This window comes from Sphingomonas sp. PEI4 (assembly GCF_056679955.1).
On the sequence record NZ_CM155258.1, the window covers coordinates 3,945,940 to 3,962,233 of the forward strand.

General features: G+C 64.9%; 17 protein-coding genes. 2 read left to right on the forward strand and 15 right to left on the reverse strand.

Going from position 1 to position 16,294, the window contains the following annotated elements; all coding sequences use genetic code 11:
- Nucleotides 1-49 precede the first annotated feature (49 nt).
- The 12 genes from AC1MLZ_RS18265 to AC1MLZ_RS18320 form a co-directional block, all read right to left on the reverse strand.
- Nucleotides 50-544 (reverse strand): DedA family protein, encoded by a 495-nt coding sequence (locus AC1MLZ_RS18265; RefSeq protein ID WP_480959729.1) that lies wholly within the window; start codon nt 542-544, stop codon nt 50-52.
- 197 nt (nt 545-741) lie between these two features.
- Nucleotides 742-1,737, reverse strand: coding sequence for an MlaA family lipoprotein (locus AC1MLZ_RS18270; protein WP_480959730.1), 996 nt, complete (start codon nt 1,735-1,737; stop codon nt 742-744).
- A gap of 103 nt (nt 1,738-1,840) precedes the next feature.
- Nucleotides 1,841-3,364 carry a sensor histidine kinase gene (locus AC1MLZ_RS18275; protein ID WP_480959731.1) on the reverse strand — a complete coding sequence of 508 codons (1,524 nt, stop codon included), beginning with the start codon at nt 3,362-3,364 and terminating at the stop codon, nt 1,841-1,843.
- Entirely contained in the window at nt 3,364-4,023 is a 660-nt protein-coding gene (locus tag AC1MLZ_RS18280; protein WP_480959732.1) for a response regulator, read from the reverse strand. The genes AC1MLZ_RS18275 and AC1MLZ_RS18280 overlap by 1 nt, the downstream gene beginning before the upstream one ends.
- Before the next feature lie 184 nt (nt 4,024-4,207).
- Nucleotides 4,208-4,750: a cytochrome b gene (locus AC1MLZ_RS18285; RefSeq protein ID WP_480959733.1), complete on the reverse strand. Its 543-nt coding sequence runs from the start codon at nt 4,748-4,750 to the stop codon at nt 4,208-4,210.
- Nucleotides 4,751-4,759: 9 nt separating this feature from the next.
- The gene (locus tag AC1MLZ_RS18290; RefSeq protein WP_480959734.1) at nt 4,760-5,026 is read right to left on the reverse strand and encodes a hypothetical protein; all 267 of its coding nucleotides are present in this window, start codon (nt 5,024-5,026) and stop codon (nt 4,760-4,762) included.
- 120 nt (nt 5,027-5,146) lie between these two features.
- The gene (locus AC1MLZ_RS18295) at nt 5,147-6,328 is read right to left on the reverse strand and encodes an IS256 family transposase (RefSeq protein ID WP_480959735.1); all 1,182 of its coding nucleotides are present in this window, start codon (nt 6,326-6,328) and stop codon (nt 5,147-5,149) included.
- Nucleotides 6,329-6,621: 293 nt separating this feature from the next.
- Nucleotides 6,622-7,515: a MipA/OmpV family protein gene (locus tag AC1MLZ_RS18300; RefSeq protein ID WP_480959736.1), complete on the reverse strand. Its 894-nt coding sequence runs from the start codon at nt 7,513-7,515 to the stop codon at nt 6,622-6,624.
- Between the two features lie 38 nt (nt 7,516-7,553).
- On the reverse strand, nt 7,554-10,670 hold the full coding sequence (locus AC1MLZ_RS18305; RefSeq protein ID WP_480959737.1) for an efflux RND transporter permease subunit: 3,117 nt from the start codon (nt 10,668-10,670) through the stop codon (nt 7,554-7,556).
- The gene (locus AC1MLZ_RS18310) at nt 10,667-11,797 is read right to left on the reverse strand and encodes an efflux RND transporter periplasmic adaptor subunit (RefSeq protein ID WP_480959738.1); all 1,131 of its coding nucleotides are present in this window, start codon (nt 11,795-11,797) and stop codon (nt 10,667-10,669) included. Before AC1MLZ_RS18310 ends, AC1MLZ_RS18305 begins: the two co-directional genes overlap by 4 nt.
- A gap of 5 nt (nt 11,798-11,802) precedes the next feature.
- The gene (locus AC1MLZ_RS18315; RefSeq protein ID WP_480959739.1) at nt 11,803-13,335 is read right to left on the reverse strand and encodes an efflux transporter outer membrane subunit; all 1,533 of its coding nucleotides are present in this window, start codon (nt 13,333-13,335) and stop codon (nt 11,803-11,805) included.
- A 4-nt stretch (nt 13,336-13,339) separates the two neighbouring features.
- Nucleotides 13,340-13,507 carry a hypothetical protein gene (locus tag AC1MLZ_RS18320; RefSeq protein ID WP_480959740.1) on the reverse strand — a complete coding sequence of 56 codons (168 nt, stop codon included), beginning with the start codon at nt 13,505-13,507 and terminating at the stop codon, nt 13,340-13,342.
- A 183-nt stretch (nt 13,508-13,690) separates the two neighbouring features.
- On the opposite strand from AC1MLZ_RS18320, the gene AC1MLZ_RS18325 reads away from it, so the two are divergent.
- Nucleotides 13,691-14,083: a hypothetical protein gene (locus tag AC1MLZ_RS18325; RefSeq protein WP_480959741.1), complete on the forward strand. Its 393-nt coding sequence runs from the start codon at nt 13,691-13,693 to the stop codon at nt 14,081-14,083.
- 309 nt (nt 14,084-14,392) lie between these two features.
- Here the strand turns inward: AC1MLZ_RS18325 and AC1MLZ_RS18330 are convergent, their stop codons facing one another.
- From AC1MLZ_RS18330 to AC1MLZ_RS18340, 3 genes are all read right to left on the reverse strand, one after another.
- Nucleotides 14,393-14,605 (reverse strand): hypothetical protein, encoded by a 213-nt coding sequence (locus AC1MLZ_RS18330; protein WP_480959742.1) that lies wholly within the window; start codon nt 14,603-14,605, stop codon nt 14,393-14,395.
- A 27-nt stretch (nt 14,606-14,632) separates the two neighbouring features.
- Entirely contained in the window at nt 14,633-15,049 is a 417-nt protein-coding gene (locus AC1MLZ_RS18335; protein WP_480959743.1) for a response regulator, read from the reverse strand.
- A gap of 81 nt (nt 15,050-15,130) precedes the next feature.
- The gene (locus AC1MLZ_RS18340; protein WP_480959744.1) at nt 15,131-15,538 is read right to left on the reverse strand and encodes a LuxR C-terminal-related transcriptional regulator; all 408 of its coding nucleotides are present in this window, start codon (nt 15,536-15,538) and stop codon (nt 15,131-15,133) included.
- Nucleotides 15,539-15,643: 105 nt separating this feature from the next.
- Between AC1MLZ_RS18340 and AC1MLZ_RS18345 the strand changes: the two genes are divergently transcribed.
- Entirely contained in the window at nt 15,644-16,294 is a 651-nt protein-coding gene (locus AC1MLZ_RS18345) for a BON domain-containing protein (RefSeq protein WP_480959745.1), read from the forward strand.

Sequence of the window (16,294 nt, forward strand, 5' to 3'; positions counted from 1 at the left end):
GGCGAACTGACAGCGAATGCGCGTGGTTCACCGAAGCTCATGATGTGCCTTAGCTGGACATCGCATAGCCCAGGGACAGGAAGGATGCGTTCCAGAGCAGACCGCTGAGAAAGGTTGCAACTAGGAACGGCGTTACGCCGATGCCAACGGTCCCCGCCGATACCGGCGTGATGTTCCGCGTGCCGGGAACCAACTGCCCGAGCAATGTCACTACGAAGTGACGTCGACGATAACTCGTTAAAAGCTCGTCGTAGCGTTCGACCGACAAGAGCATGTACCGGCCATAGCGCACGGCGAGCGCCCGCATCTTGCTCTCGTTGATGCGCCGTCCGAGGATGAAGAGGGCCAAGGCTCCTAGCGTCGAGCCGATCGTGACGGCCGCCAGCGACAATCCGACCCCGCCGGATTCGCCTCCCCCGAACATCCCAACGAAAATCAGGAACGGAAAGGATGGGAGGACCGGCAGGATCTTCTCGATGAACGCGTAGATCGCCAATCCTGACAGGCCAAAGGCCACGGCGCCGGCAAAAAGTGAGGCCTCCATGACGGGCTCCCTCTACAGTCAGATAAGGCGAACCAGATCGTCCGTCAGGGACGTTGATATCAGAACAAGGAAGCGGCGATTTTCAAGTAATATTTAGATTTATTGCGATCGACGGGGGCCTGTTCGTTTTACTACGCAAAACTGCGCTTGCTGAACAAGCGCACGATATAGCCGCTGGATAGGTCCGTGACCGAATGTTACTCGGAACTTGGACCCGTGGTGCTGGGAGATGGTTGCAGTATCGCTGCGGGCGAAGGTTCCGCACGATGACCGCCGCCGTGCAGCGCATCGATTTCGGCTTGTCTCGTGCGCAGATAGTCCGCGCGGACGGTCGAATACGGGTCGACCGCGCCGTCGAGCAGCTTGTGCATCCCCTCGTCCGCCTCGGCACGCTCGTCGATCAACCGCGCTGCGGTAGTTGGTATGGAAAACAGGGGGTCACTGAAGGGCGTCCCGACGGCGAGCGGGAGCACCGACACGTCGGCGATCCGGCCAACGAGATCACGCACCGTGGTAGGGCCCATCAGCGGGAGGTAGAGGTACGCGCCCGGCTTTACGCCGTAATAGCCGAGCGTATTGCCGAACCCGTTCATGCGGCGCGGCAGCTTGAACGGGCGCTTCTTGGCCACATCGAACAGACCGGCCGCACCGACCGTGGAGTTGATCGCAAACCGCCCCACGGTTTCGGCGCTCTTGCCGGGCTTGAGTTGCAGCAGATAGTTCACGGCCACGACGGGCTCGAACAGGTTGCTCAGGAAGTTCCGCAAGCCGCTCCGCACGGGAGACGGAATGGTTTTCCTGTAGGCGAGTGCGACCGGGCCCGTGACCGCTTCATCGATCGATTGCACGACGGCATAGGAGTGGACGTTGAGCCCTTGCAGCGGGTCGCCAGGCGCGTGGCGCGCCCGCCCCGTCACCACGATATCATTTTCTCGCCGCGTTGGCCGGGACGGCGTCGTCGTCTGCGCAGCCGGCGTAGCGTCGGTTACGCGCGCGGGTATGGCCTCCTGTTCCGCCGGCACCCGCGCGTCTTTATCTATCGCCGAGGGGCCTGACATAGCCTGATCGAGACTATTCAGTGCTAACGCTTGCTCTGTTGAGACCGGGCGTTCCGGATCGGCGGGGTGGCCCGTTCCGGCGCCTGCCTGGACGGCGATCAACTGCGCGGCGAACAGAAATACAGCAATAGCCAAGGGACCGAACCTTCCGACATGGAGCTTTGCGCCAGACGACGCCAACCGCTCGCCAATCAGAGGAACGCTACCCGCAAACAGGTCCGGTATTTCTCAAGTGATGTTAAGAGATGTTGCCTGTCAGAACTGGCCGCGCGCCATGCGACGCTCCGCCCGCAACGGTCTCGACCTTCGGCTGTACCGGGGCTGCGGCGAGCGGAGGAAGATCGACACTGACGATGAGCCCCTTCGGATCGCCGTCGAGCAGCCGGACCGTTCCCCCGTGATTGTGGACCACGTCATTAACGATCGACAGCCCGAGGCCGAACCCGCCACTCCCATTGATTGGACGCGCCGCATTCCCCTTGAAGAACGGCTCCATCACCTTGCGGCGCATCTCTGCCGGGATACCTGGTCCGTCGTCTTCGACACGGATCTGAGCCGATTCGTCCTCGTCGACAACAAGCCGGGCCGTTACCTTGCCGGCAAACTTCGTTCCGTTATCGATCAGGTTGGAGATCGCCCGCGCCATAGCCTGCGGCTTGCAGAGATAGGCGAAGCGATCCGGTCCCTCGTAATCCACCTCAAAACCCATATCCGCGAAATCGGCGCAGATGGTCTGGAGGAGGCTCGGAAGATCCACCGGCACTCGCTCCTCGCTTGAGGCATCCTTGTTGAGGAAGGTCAGCGTTTCTCGGATCATCTCATCCAGGCGCGTGATGTCTCGCAGCATGGCGACGCGTAGCTCGGGTTCGGCAGACCGCTCCGCCTTGAGCCGCAGTCTGGTTAGCGGGGTTCGCAGGTCATGGCTGATCGCGCGGACCATGCTGGTGCGGGCCGTCAGCATATCGTGAACCCGGGCGCGCATGTCGTTGAGAGAGGCGGCGAGTGTACGCATCTCCAGCGAGCCACCATCCGGAAACAGCGTGTCGGCGCCTTCATTGGGATCCATCGAATGCACCGCATCGGCAAAGCGCTTCAACGGAGCCGTAATCAGCCAGCCGGCATAGATCGATGACAATACTACCAGCAGGATGGCGATCACCGCCTTCACCAGAATGGTTACCTGCCTATCCCGGATCAGCGCATCGGGACCAGCGAGCGGGGGCGCAAACGCCAGCGCCATATGGCTGTTCACGCGTACGACTATGACGTTGGAAAGCGTGCCGCTCCGTGTCCTGTCGCGCAGGACGGCGTGGAAGGACGTGGGCAGATGTTGGCTTACGAGATCGCGTATGTCGCCGGAGGCCTGTGAGGCCTGTGAGGCCTGTGAGGCCTGTGAGGCCTGTGAGGTCTGCGGTGGGCCGCGCAGCTCGTCCGGCGATACGATCTCGACGCGAAGGCCGGCTTTGCTCGCTGCGGTCAGGGTTGCCGCAACTTGACCGTCTGGATCGTCTGCGCCTCGAGGACTGGTTCGATTGACCGCGCTTAATATCGCGTCGATCTGGCCGGGCGCACTCGCAGCCCTGACCTGTTCGACAATCGTTTCGATCTTGATTTGGGTCCTTTCCGCGTGTGACGTGCTTTCGTAGATTCCGGGTGTCAACGGCTGGGTCAGGACCGCAAGCACCGCCACAAGGATGACGGGGCAGATGGCGAGGCCGGTGATCTGCCATCTGATAGACCGCGAGGGAAACCACCCGCGCATCAGGCCGGCTCCACGTCGGGCGTAAAGACGTAGCCGCCGAGGCGGACCGTCTTGATCAGGGTCGGCTCACGCACGTTGGGCTCGATTTTCTGACGGACGCGGCTGATATGGACGTCGATGCTGCGCTCTACGGGCCCCGCAAGGCCGGCGTGGGTGAGGCCGAGCAACTGGTCGCGGGTCAGTACGCGCCCTGGATTTTGACAAAACGCCAGAAGCACATCGAACTCGGCGGTCGTCATGGTGACACGCACATTGTTAGGATCGCGCAATTGCCGCGAAACCGGATCTATCCGCCAGCCTGCAAACATCATTGGCTCGCGACGCTCACGATGCTCGGCTCCGTAGGAGGCACGACGCAACAACCCGCGAATGCGCGCGACGACTTCGCGCGAATTGAACGGCTTTGTAATGTAATCGTCGGCGCCAAGCTCGATTCCCACGATCCGGTCGACATCCTCGCCAAGCGCGGTCAGCATGATGATCGGCGTCGACGATGCCGACCGCAGACGGCGGCAAATGCTGAAGCCATCCTCCCCCGGGAGCATGGCATCGAGAATGATCAGGTTGAACGATTGGCGGCGCAGGATCGTGTCCATTTCAGTCGCTGATCCTACAGCGGCCGCCTGGAACCCGTTCTCCCGGAGCGTCTGCGCCAGCATGGCGGCGATCTCGGTATCGTCTTCGACCAGAAGCACGCGGCTTGAAGCGTCGTTGGCGGCAGATTGCGGAGAGATACTCAACGAAGCCATTCCTTTGCCAGCGCTGTCACTGAAATCGAGCCTTTGTTCATGCGATCGAACGGACCTGCCATTTCGCCTGCAGGAGCCCGCTGCGGGCCTGCGATCAAGAGGGACTCATGCGGATCAGGAGCCGATCCTTGTCCCAGAACTGATGTTTCAGCGCCGCCAGGATATGCACGATTACCAGGATTTTGAGAATTCTGAACAGCGTCCCGTGGATGCCCCCGGGCCATGTCCCGAAATCCGGCATGAAAGCGATCGGGACGAGACCGAACAACTTTACTTGCCCGACATCCGAATGACTTGCTGCGAAAGCGCCAAAGGCCAACAGGCCTGTAACCGGCACAGCGATCAACAACGCATACAACGCCCAATGCACGATATGCGAGGCTGTCGTTTGCCAGCGCGAGACCGTCCGGGAAAGCGCGGGCGGAGGATTGCCCACTCGCCAGGACAAGCGAGCGACCGCGAGCAGCAGGATCAGTATGCCGGCCGTAACGTGGGCCGAAGGACCGAAGCCCGCCAACGATCCGCCGCGCGGCACGTGCATGTAGCCCTGCCCTATGAACAGCATGAACATCATCAGCGGCACGGTTACCCAGTGCAGCAGGATGGCGGTTCGGGAGTAGCGCGATATCTCGGGCATGATGCATGCTCACAACGGTCTGGAGGGGCACAGCTCGGACGCGAGATGGTCGAGCTGGGTCCGGGTGATGCCGGCTGCAAGCGCCGCGTCGATCGCGCTTTTCGGGGCGCCTCCGCGCCTCCGCATGGCGATCACGACGACGCGCAGCGCCTCGAGGCGGGGATCGGCGAGCGGGTTTGGGGGCTTCGATCCGAACAAGAGGCATGCGATGCGGGCAAGCCGACCGCCGGGCTTGAGGAAGGGCAGTGGGTCGTGCCTGCCTATCTGTACTGCCATCGCATCCAGTTCGGTGAACGAGGGACCTTCTTCCGGCTCGCTCTCGTTTGTCCTGGCAACCGCCGTAACCGGGCTAGCCGATTGTGCAACATAAGGTCTGGAAATTGCCCCGGGGCGTGATCACCCATTCCGGCATTCCCATTTGATATAGGCCTTGGTGTCGGAGGCCCATGTTTCGTCGATCTCGACGAGAACAGCGGAGACGAGGCGCAGTAGCGCCTGGTCGTTGGGGAAGACCCGGACCTTGACGGTGCGCCGCTTGAGCTCTTGCTGGACGGCGCGCTCGATGAGGTTCGAAGTGCGCAGGCGTCGGCGATGATGCTCCGGCAGCGTGAATACAGCCAAGCCTTCGGGAACGGCGTTTTCCAGCCATGACGCGAGACTGGGGGCCGTGTCGCGGTAGCCGGCAACAAGCTCGTCGAGCGCGACCTGGGCCTTGGCGAGCGTGGCTGCGTTCCAGACGCTGCGCAGCTCCGCACCGATGCGCTCGCGGATTGCAGTGTTGGGAGCGTGGTGGACAGCGTTTGCGGCGAGATGGAATTGGCAGCGCTGCCAGGTAGCGGCACCGAGCACAGCGCGGCGGGCGGCACGCAGGCCAGCGTGGTCGTCGGAGACGATGAACTCGACGCCGCGCATGCCGCGTGCGACCAGGTCGTCGAGGAAGCCACGCCAGTGGACCTCGGCTTCCGACAGGGCGACGCTGACGCCCAGCACCCGGCGCCGTTCGTCCGGGCCGATACCGATCGCCGAGAGGACGGCTGCGTCGCGCACGACGCCGCCTGCGCGCATTTTCTCGTAGCGGGCGTCGAGGATCAGGTAGCGGATCTCACCGAGTGGGCGGTTGCGCCATGCCTCCAGCTCCTCATCGAGCAGGGCCGCGGCGCGGCTGACCTGGGATGAAGACAGATTCTCGATGCCGAATTCGCGCAGCACCGCTTCGGCCTGGCGGGTCGAGACGCCCTTCACGTACATCTCGGCCACCGCCAGCATCACCGCGCGGACCGAGCGACAGCCGCGCTCCAGTGATTGCGGGAAAAACGGCTCAGCGCCGTGGCCGGCGGTCTTGGGCACCGCCACATTCACCGTGCCCGCCGGCGTGTCGATCCGCTTGGACTTGTAGCCATTGGCATAGCCCCGCCGGTCGGTCGTGCGCTCATAGTGCCCTGCGCCCAGGAAACGTTCCCGCTCGATCCGCATCGCCATCTCGAAGGTCCGCGCGAACACTGCGGCGATGCCCTCGGGGCCGTGTTCGATCAGCTGTTCCAGTACCGCCTCAATCGCCGTATCATGCCTGCTGTCCATTCGTTCTCTCCACGGTTGTGTTGCAACTCCATGGAATGCCGAAGATGGGCAGCTGGTGCCGGGGCATGCCCCGGCACCAGCTTACAGATCCCGACCCGATCGAATTTCCAGACCTCGCGTTACACAACCGGCTAGCCGGAGTAGCTACGGCAGCATTGTCCAAGAGGATGACAAAGTGCGTACGTGACGCGAGCTTCAAATAAGGCCGCCGATTACGCATATCGGCGCGACATGCCGGCCAGGCCAAGGCCGTGGGGAGAGCATTTGCGGGCAGCAGAAGCGATGCCATCGCCCTACAACCCGAACCGGTAGATGAGGCCGAGGCCAACGGTCGCCTGATCGCGCGAACCCCGCTCCACGACGAGAGGCGACTTGGCCGCGTCACCCGACAGGCGGTCGTAACCGCCCATAAGTGCCGCACTGAGCTTGCCGGACACCGGCACAATGATAGCGGCGCCCGCGCCATAGGAAAGCAGGCCACCCTTGGCGTTGAATTCCCGCAACCCGGAGGTAGCCGACTGTGCCGCGGTTACCCCGAAATAGGCCTGGTTGTACGTATCGTCGACGATCGTCGCGCGCGGTCCGACCGAGAGTCTGACAGGCTGCTCGCCGACCGTCATGCCCATCAAGGCGGTCGTGTAGCGCGCGCCCAGGTCGGCGATCACACCGTCGTGGCCGCCGATCCCCTTGCGGACTTCGGCCCCGGCCGAGAAACCGCCCGACTGATACTGGATATATCCGCCGGCCTCCGCCGTCGATGGCACGTTGCCCAAGCCCCGCAAGGCTTCGGTCCGCTTGCCAGCAATCGTGAAGATGCCGCCATTTCCGTTCTCTCTGCGCTGCTGCTGAAACTTGACGGTCGGGCCGGCGCGAAAGCTGTCGGTCTTGATCAGGTCGAACCCCAAGCCATCGCGCACCGACAGGAAGAAGCGGTCCTTGTAGCGCACCTCGATGTCGGGACCGCCCTGGAGCTGGTAGTCCTTCGATCCGAGAAACGCCGGGCCATACAATAGCCCGGCGCCGACCCGGAACTCCCAGTCATCCTGAGGCTCGGCATCAACCGGCGCGTTGGCCAGCCGGGTCGGATCGGGATCGACCGGGGTACGGCTCTGCGCGTTCGCGACCGTCGACGAGAGCAAAGTAGCGCAGAGCAGAACGGCGACGCGCGTGAGAGTGTTGAAATGCATGAGGAATCCACTTTTGTTGATAGGATGAGCAGGCCGGCTCATGCGGGAGTCACAGACGGCGTAGGGCGATCCGGCAGTGCCGGTCGCGGCGGTCCGTCGTCGGGGGAATGTCCCCAGCCGGCGAACCAGCGGCGCAGGCGACGTTCGAACCCGTCGACGTAAGTGAACACGACCGGCACGACGAGCAGGCTGAGCGCGGTCGAGGTCAGCAGCCCACCAATCACGGCCGTCGCCATCGGCTGGCGGAAGCTGGCGTCGGCACCGAGCCCCAACGCGATGGGCATCATGCCGGCAATCATCGCGACCGTGGTCATGACGATCGGCCGGGCACGCTTGTGGCACGCGTCGATCAGCGCATCGCGGCGCGACAGGCCGCGCTCGGCAATCCCGACAACGGCATATTCGACGAGCAGGATCGAGTTCTTTGTGACGATCCCCATCAACATGATGAGGCCGATCATCGCGGGCACGTCGAGTTCGCTGCCGGCAACCAAGAGCGCAAGGAAAGCGCCGCCGGTGGATAGCGGTATCGCCGACAATATCGTGATCGGCTGCAGGAAATCCTTGAACAGGAGCACCAGCACGCAGAAAATACAGAGGATGCCAATGACCAGCGCGATGCCGAACCCGGAGGCCAGTTCGCCGGCAATTTCGCCGTCGCCGGCCTCGATCAAGGTGACGCTGGACGGCATGCCGCGCGCCGCTGGCAGTGCCATCGCAGCTTTGGTCGCCGTGCCGAGCGGCGTGCCGCCGAGGTCGGCGCTCACCGTGACGAACCGGCGTCGATCGTAGCGATCGATCTGCGATGGCCCGCTCGACAGCGCGAGGCTGGCGATGCTCGACAGCGGCACCGGTCCATCGCGTCCGTTCACGCGGATGCCCGAGATGATGTCGAGATCGCGCCTTGCGGCGTCGGCGAGCCGCAGGCGGATATAGACCTGCCGGTTATCGAGGTTGAGCCGCGCGACGTTCGAGTCGAAATCCCCGCTGGTCGCGATCCGGATCACGTCACCGATCGCCGCCGCGGTGACGCCTTGTTCTGCCGCGCGCTGCAGATCGGGATGCACCACGATTTCGGGGCGCTCCAGACTTGCGGTCGTGTTGATGTTGGACAGGCTGCCGATGCCGCGCAATTCGCGCTCCAAGGTCTGCGCCGTCGCCTTCAGCGCGACGGCATCGTCGCTTGTCAGGATCAGCTCGAGCTGGTTGCCGGGACCACCACCCAGCGCAAAGCGCGCACCGGGCACACTGGCGAGCCGCGTTCGCACTCCGGCTTCGATCTGCGACTGGCGCGGGCGCTCGCCGCGGGGCAAGAATATCAACGTCAGCGCGGCGCGACGCACCTCGCCCGCCTGCCCACCGCCACGGCCTCCCTGTTCGGCCTGGCCGACCGTCGTGAAGACGCTGCGGACTCCAGGCACGCCCTGCAGTGCGATCCGGGCGGCCTCGGCGACGCCGAGCGTTGTGTCGAGCGAACTTCCCGGCGGCAACTCGATCGAGATGCTGGTGGAGTCGCCGTCTTCGGCCGGGATCAGCCCTGTTGGGATCAGCGGAACGAGCGCGATCGAGCCGATCAGGAACGCCACCGCTGACGCAGCCGTGGTCTTGCGGTGGTCCAGGCACCAGCGGACAGCCGCCAGATACCCTGTCATGACGCGGCCGTCGGGGCGGTCCTGGCCGGGATGACCCTTCAGGAGATACGCTGCCATCATCGGCGTGAGCAGGCGCGCGACGAGCAGCGACGCGAGCACCGCGATGACGGCGGTCCACCCGAACTGCCGGAACAGCAGGCCGGGTATCCCGCCCATCAGCGTCGTCGGCACGAATACGACGACCAGCGCCAGCGTCGTTGCCGTCACTGCGAGCGCGATCTCGGTGACCGCGTCCTTGGCTGCGTCGATGATCGGCTTGCCCATCCGGCGATGCCGCTCGATATTCTCGATCTCGACGATTGCGTCGTCCACCAGAATGCCGACGATGACCGCGAGCGCCAGCAGCGTCAGCGTGTTGAGCGAATAGCCCAGCCAATACATCGCCGCGAAGGCCGGCAGGATCGACAGCGGCAATGCGGCCGCAGCGATCAGCGTCGCACGCCATTCGCGCAGGAACAGGAACACCACGAAGATCGCGAGCGCCGCGCCTTCGTAGAGCATCGCCATCGACCCTTCATATTGTTCGAGCGTATGGGCGGTCGAACCGGATACCGGCGTGATCCTCAGCGACGGATCGGCAGCACCGATGCGCACGAGAGCCTGACGGACGCCCTCGGCCACCCGCGTCTCGTCCGAGCCTTTGGCACGGTAGACGTTGAACCCGATGGCGGGTCGGCCATCGAGACGTGCGGCTTGCGTGCGCTCGGCATCGGTGTCGCGAACCGACGCGACCTGATCCAGGCGGACTTGCCGGCCGCCGATCAGGGCGATCGGAAGGGCTGCCAGGTCCGATGCCTGCACGGCGAGCGCGACGGTGCGGATCGACTGTTCGCCGCCGCCCAATTGGCTACGCCCGCCCGACGATTGCTGCTGCACGTTACGTAGCGCACGCGACAGGTCGGAGGGCGTCACGCCGAGCGCGGCCAGACGAACCGGATCGGCTTCGATCAGGACCTCGCGCTGCACCCCGCCGACGCGTTCCAGGCGATCGACGCCGGGCACCGCCAGCACCGCTTTGCTCAGCCGGTCATCGACGAACCAGGACAAGGCCTCTTCGTCCATGCGCGGCGAGGCGATGGCGTAGGTCTGGATCGGGCCCGCCGCGAACGTCGCTGCGGCAACCGTCGGCTGCAACAAGTCTTGAGGAAGGTCGGAGCGGATACCGTCGACCGCGTTCTTGGTGTCGATCAACGCATCCGACAGCGGCTTTTCCAGCACGAACTCGACACTGATCGATACGACGCCGTCCGTAATCGAGGTTTGGATGTGCTTGAGCCCACGTAACGTGGCGATCGAATCCTCGACCTTGCGCGCCACTTCGGTCTCGAGTTGCGCAGGCGCAGCCCCGGGCTGGACAAGCGTGATCGTGACGGCCGGCAGATCGAGGTCGGGCAGATCCTGGATCGGCAGACGGTTGAAGCCCCAGAACCCTGCCAGGCTTAGCAGGATGAACAGCAGGACCGAGGGTATCGGATTGCGGATCGACCAGGTTGCGAGGTTCATCGCGCAAGCCTCCGGCGTGCAACGCGGACGATATCGCCATCGTTGAGGAACCCCGCGCCGGTTCGCACGATAGTCTCGGCACCCGTGAGCCCCGTGACGATCTCGATGCCGTCGCCTTGCCTGCGCCCGGGCGTCACCAGCTTGAGCGCGACCTTGGGCGTGGCGCTCCGGTCGGCGAGCGCGACGACGTAGCTGCGCCCATCGTGAACGACGACGCTTTCGGACGGCACGATCAACGCGTCGACCTGGGCAACGACCAATTGCCCATTGGCGTACATGCCGGCGCGCGCGCGGCTTCCGGGTAAAACATCGGCATAGACCAGACCGAGCCTTGAGCTGCCGTTCAGTGTCGGCGCAGTATCGCGCACCCTCGCGGTGGCGCTGCTGCCGTCCGGCAGGGCCAGCGCCACACGCTGTCCTTCGACGACGCTAGCGAGCTGGGTGGCGGTGAGTTCGCCCCGCCACTCCAGCCTGCCGCCGCGAATGAGGCGGAACAACTCCTGGCCCGCGGGAACCACCGCGCCGAGCGTGGCGATGCGCGCGCTGATCACGCCGTCATCCGGCGCGATCGCGGCCGTATAACGGAGCTGGAGACGGTTGCTGGCGAGCTGCGCCGCCGCAACCTTGTCGGCGGTGGCGAACTGGAGCACGTCCTGATCGCTGATCGCGCCGTCCTTCTGCAGCAGCAGCGCCCGCTGGCGGTTGACCGTCGCCTGCTCGGCGTTGGCGCTGAGCTGCACCTCCTGCGCGCGCAACAGCGCCGGATCGAGCCGTGCCAATACCTGGCTACGACGGACTTGATCGCCGACGTTCACCAGCACCTGGGTAAGCTGATATCCGCCTACCTGCGTACCGACACTCGCCTCCTGCCAAGGCTCGATCGAGCCGGACGCGGCAAGCACGACTGGCCAGACGACGTGCTGCGGCGTTGCCGTCGTTACGGTAAGCGCTGGCACCCGCCGCACCGGCAGCGTCGCTTCGACGGCCTGCGTGGTCAGGAAGTACCAGCCACCCAGAAGCAGGCCGAGCACCAACAGGGTCAGCGCGATGGTTCGGATGCGCCGTGAGGCCAGACGCGACGTGACAGGAGGCTCGGGATTGATGTCAGTGTGCCTTGTGCGGGTCATGAAATTCATCGGAGGTGGTCCGCAGTGCGGGCGGAAAGGTTCGCGGGAGCCGCGGTCCCGGCCGCACGGCCCGCGTCCAGGATCGAGCCCGACCGCCGGATAAGTTCGACCCATGCCTGCGCGCGGTCGCGCGCCGCGCCGATCGCGTTTTCCTGCGCGCGGTTGAACAGGCGCCGGGAGTCTTCGAGTTCGAACGCGCCGATCGAGCCGGCACGACGGCGCGCCTCGTTGCCGCGCAGCGTCAGGCGCGCCGCCGAAATCGCGGTCCGCGATGCCTCGACCCGGCGCACCGCCGAATCCTGCGCGACCAACCCGTCCTCGATGTCCTGGACCGCCTGACGTAGCGTGACCTCGAGTGTCGCTACAGCCTCGCGGTACAGCGCGCCGGCACGAACGACTTCCGCTCGCCCTGCGCCGCCATCGATCAGTGGCCCGGACACGCCGGCGCCGATAGATCCGGTGATGAACGTCGCGGACGTACCGAGCGCGCTGATCCACTGCCCGGTGAGAAGTGCTGACAGGCTGAGCTGCGGCAGGCGTTCCGCCCGAGCGACCCCGATCTCCGACCAGCGCGCCGCGACCTCACGTTCCGCCGCGACCACGCTGGGATGCGCCAGCAGCACCGTCGCCGGCAGGCCGGGAACGATCGCAGGCGCGATCGGCATCGACGCGGCAAGATCGCGCGACGCATAAGCGGGCGGAGAGGATATGATCTCATCGGCTGCAAGCGGCGCACCCACGATCGAGCGGACCTCAGCGGCGGGCCGGCCGCTCAGTGCGACGAGGACGTTGACGGTCTGGCGAGACACCTGTTCCTGCGAAATGCGGTCGATCCGCACAGCCGCAAGATTGCTCTCCGCGGTTGCCGCATCCGCTGGCGCGAGACTGCCAAGACGGACGCGGACACGGAAGATGAGCAGTTCGTTTTCGCGTGATGCGATATCGGCGTCTCGCACCAGCAGCAGTAGATCCGACGCGCGGAGCATGAGAACGCCGTCGGCAACCTGCGCGGCGATCGACAGACGGGCGTCGGCCGCGTCTGCATCGCGGGCCTGCAGGCGGCTTCGCGCTGCCCGACTGGTCTCCTTGATGCGGCCCCACAGGTCGATTTCCCAAGACAGGCTCGGGCCGACCGCAGCGGAATTCTGGTTGATCGTGCCCGCAGCACCGGGTTGAGCCCCGGCACTGCCGACACGAGCCCGCTGTACCGATGCCGCCACGCCGACTTGCGGCCTGCCTTGAGCGCGCCCGATCGTGACAGCCGCCCGGGCCTGATCGACGCGCGCCGCCGCCTCGGCGAGCGTCGGGTTGTCGGTCAGCGCCGCCGTGACGAGCCCGTCGATCGCCGGATCGTGCAGCCCGGTCCACCACGCGTCGCCATCGACCACGTTGGAGACATGTACCGGACGCGTGATGCCTTCGCCCAAATTCGTCCATGCCGGCAGCAGTCCGGTCGTCGGCCGATCATACGGCCCCTGCGTCGCGCATGCCGACGTCAGCAGCACGATGGCAAAGACCGAAAGATGCCGAGCGACCACCCTGTCAGCTCCGCCGAACGGCGGGGGAGGACGAGCCGGGTGCCAGCATCGCCGTCAAGACCAAGGCGACCAGACATGCGCCGACCAGCCCGATCAGCCAGGAATCGATCTGGGTCGCGATCACGCTGGCCAGCAGGTAGAACGCCAGCGCTGCGGCTGCCAAGGACGTCACGGTTCTCGCCACTCTTGCCCATCGCAATGGGCGACCGACGTTGGGGTCGATGATCCTTGTGTGACACGTCACTGCTGAAACTCCTGATCGATGAGCGGACGGTAGAACCGGTCCCAGGGAACCTGGTCGGCACGGTCCTTGTGTCCTCGATCGATCGAGAGCGGGGTGTGGATATGTTTAGTTATGTTGCAGGCGGCGGCAGACACGGCACGCCGAGTCGACGGCTACGGTCGCAAGGCTGGAGCGTCTTATCGAGAATTGTCACCCGCAAGCGCCATCCTTGCACCCCGCAAGGCGAACAATCGCTCGCTGGCGTCATCCGCAAGCCGATCCCATGCGGAAACGGTTCGCTCGGCTGCTCCATCGATCCACATGTGCATCGCTTGCGCCGACAGCTCCCGCTCGGTCGGCTCAAGCCCGGTCGCGATGCAGTCGATCAGTTGTCGAGGAATGAATGGCCTGACCGCAACCAACCCTTTCCTCGCCTTTTCGCCCCCCCGCTTCCACTTCACCCAAGACCAGAGTGATGACGCCGACGCGACACCGGCGATGATCGAGAAGGCCGAAGATCGTTGAAGGCATGGCATTTGCGCAAACTCCCAAGAGAAGAGAGGCAACCAGCCACATAAGCGAGAGAGGTCCGGCACCGTCTCTATTCTGCTCGCATGCCGACCCCGGCGGGGTTCGATTTGATTAAGTTACATTACGGTCCGATCGCTGCCCCCGGAACTCAGGTGGGGGTCGATGGAATGCCACTCCCCCATCCCGTGACGAGCGATCCGCTGAAGGTTGCGGTGGGCGCACGGACTCGCCGAGCCGCCATAGCTGGTCATCGTCCAGCGGGATCTGAATGGCTGCGATATTGCTCTCCAGCGGCGCCATCGCTCAGCCGAGCGCCACTTGCGCCACCAGCCGACCGAGTTCCTTCGCGACCGCCAGGACGTCGCATTTGTGCGCGGCGCCGCCGGGACGTCCGGACCCCTCTGCATATCGCCGTCGCGGATCAGGAACGCGGCCGCCGACGAGGAAGGCCCGTCCCTTGTCGCGCGGGACCGGCGCAGTGTCGGGGTCTTCGTGGAATGGGTCAGTGACGGGCATGGTAAAAAGCGGGATGGTCCGGGCAGCTCAACCATCGGCGTTCCAGCCGGACCAGCCGCGGTCGATCGAGGCGGCGATCGCGTTGAGAAGGGTGGCGTCGCCTGTTGTACGGTCGAGGATGTGGTCGCCGTGGCGCTCGGCGGCGTGGACCAGCGCAGGCGAGGGGACGGTCCCGTCGAGCAGGATCGCTTTGCCACGCCAACCAGTTGCGCGCATAGCGTGGAGGGTTTCCATCCCGCTGCCGTCCACGCTTTCGATGTCCACGATTATACACGGGAAATCACGCGAGCGCGGATCGGAAAGCAGCGCTGCGCCGGTCGCGTAGGAGCGCACGTCGTAGCGTTCTGACAGCAACATGATCTGGCGCGCGCGGCGGATCGTGGGATCGCCGTCGACCAGCGAAACGCCGATGCCGTCATGGGATTGGGTAGAATGGTCGGTCATCGGGCGGTCCTCGTTGCGACCTTCGATGACATGCGTGCAGTCCCGCGTCTGTACGTAGAAGACGAGGGGCGTGGAGGGCGCTCAGGCCGGTTCGGCGGTTCGCCCAACCCGGTCGAAAACGCGATGCGCAGGTCGTCCGACAGGCTGCGTACGGCGAGCTTTTTCCATCAAATTGACGCGGTGGACTTCGACGGCGCGGGTGGCGATGTCGAGGTCGTAGGCAATCAGCTTATTAGGGCGGCCCAGCACCACGCCGTCGAGCACGTCGCGTTCGTACCGGGTGAGGGCGGCAAGCCGGACGAGCGCATCCGCGGCGGAGCGCGCATTCTCCGCGACGACGTGCGCGAGGTTGGCGAGCGTCGGGATCGATCGCCATTCCAACGTGTGCCGCGCGAGCCGCTCATGCGCGTGGAACTCGGTCTTGCGCGGTCCCCCTCTTTCGCTGAGTTGTCGGCGTTCGGGCGACCCTGGGTAAGGATCGAGAACCACGCATAAGCGCCGGCTGCGTAGTTCCCGACACTGTCGGCGAACGGCTGCCGCGATAGTTTGCGGTCATCGGCTCGGGCCTTTCCGCGCTGTCTCCAGGAGAGTGTCATGTCCCACGACGCCAGATTGCAGAAAGCCGTACTCGCCGAACTCAACTGGGATCCGAGCGTCCCCGCCGGACATATCGGTGTCACCGCGAACAACGGCGTCGTTACGCTGAGCGGCCACGCCGGCAGCTATGCCGCGAAATACGCCGCCGAACGCGCCGCAGCGCGGGTCGATGGCGTGAGAGCGGTCGCAGAGAAGATCGAGGTGCAGCTGGAGGATCGCTTCAAGCGCGGGGACGAGGCGATTGCCAGCGCGATCGTCGAGCGCCTGTCCTGGGACACCATTGTGCCGCACGACTGCATCAAGGCGCAGGTCGAGGATGGCTGGGTGAACCTGCGCGGCGAAGTGCGTTGGCATTTCCAGAAGGACGCGGCCGAGGCGGCGGTACGGCCGCTCGCGGGCGTCGTCGGCGTCATCAACCATATCACGCTGAAACCGCGCGTTGACGTGACCGACGTCAGCAACGACATTCGCACGGCGCTGCATCGTTCGTGGTTCTTCGACGGCGACACGATCAAGGTGTCGGTCGACGGCGGCACCGTGCGGCTGACCGGATCGGTCGACTCCCCGCATGACCGGATGGTCGCCGAGCGTACAGCCTGGGCGGCGCCGGGCGCGGTGAAGGTCGAGAACATGCTCGAGATCGCCTGA

Bases quoted from the DNA above. Each gene is read 5' to 3' on its own strand.
- AC1MLZ_RS18305 (WP_480959737.1), bottom strand. From the start codon at position 10,670: ATGAACCTCGCAACCTGGTCGATCCGCAATCCGATACCCTCGGTCCTG.
- AC1MLZ_RS18280 (WP_480959732.1), bottom strand. From the start codon at position 4,023: ATGCTGGCGCAGACGCTCCGGGAGAACGGGTTCCAGGCGGCCGCTGTA.
- AC1MLZ_RS18290 (WP_480959734.1), bottom strand. From the start codon at position 5,026: ATGGCAGTACAGATAGGCAGGCACGACCCACTGCCCTTCCTCAAGCCC.
- AC1MLZ_RS18345 (WP_480959745.1), top strand. From the start codon at position 15,644: ATGTCCCACGACGCCAGATTGCAGAAAGCCGTACTCGCCGAACTCAAC.
- AC1MLZ_RS18310 (WP_480959738.1), bottom strand. From the start codon at position 11,797: ATGACCCGCACAAGGCACACTGACATCAATCCCGAGCCTCCTGTCACG.
- AC1MLZ_RS18275 (WP_480959731.1), bottom strand. From the start codon at position 3,364: ATGCGCGGGTGGTTTCCCTCGCGGTCTATCAGATGGCAGATCACCGGC.
- AC1MLZ_RS18265 (WP_480959729.1), bottom strand. From the start codon at position 544: ATGGAGGCCTCACTTTTTGCCGGCGCCGTGGCCTTTGGCCTGTCAGGA.
- AC1MLZ_RS18300 (WP_480959736.1), bottom strand. From the start codon at position 7,515: ATGCATTTCAACACTCTCACGCGCGTCGCCGTTCTGCTCTGCGCTACT.
- AC1MLZ_RS18335 (WP_480959743.1), bottom strand. From the start codon at position 15,049: ATGACCGACCATTCTACCCAATCCCATGACGGCATCGGCGTTTCGCTG.
- AC1MLZ_RS18330 (WP_480959742.1), bottom strand. From the start codon at position 14,605: ATGCCCGTCACTGACCCATTCCACGAAGACCCCGACACTGCGCCGGTC.
- AC1MLZ_RS18285 (WP_480959733.1), bottom strand. From the start codon at position 4,750: ATGCCCGAGATATCGCGCTACTCCCGAACCGCCATCCTGCTGCACTGG.
- AC1MLZ_RS18295 (WP_480959735.1), bottom strand. From the start codon at position 6,328: ATGGACAGCAGGCATGATACGGCGATTGAGGCGGTACTGGAACAGCTG.
- AC1MLZ_RS18325 (WP_480959741.1), top strand. From the start codon at position 13,691: ATGTTGCAGGCGGCGGCAGACACGGCACGCCGAGTCGACGGCTACGGT.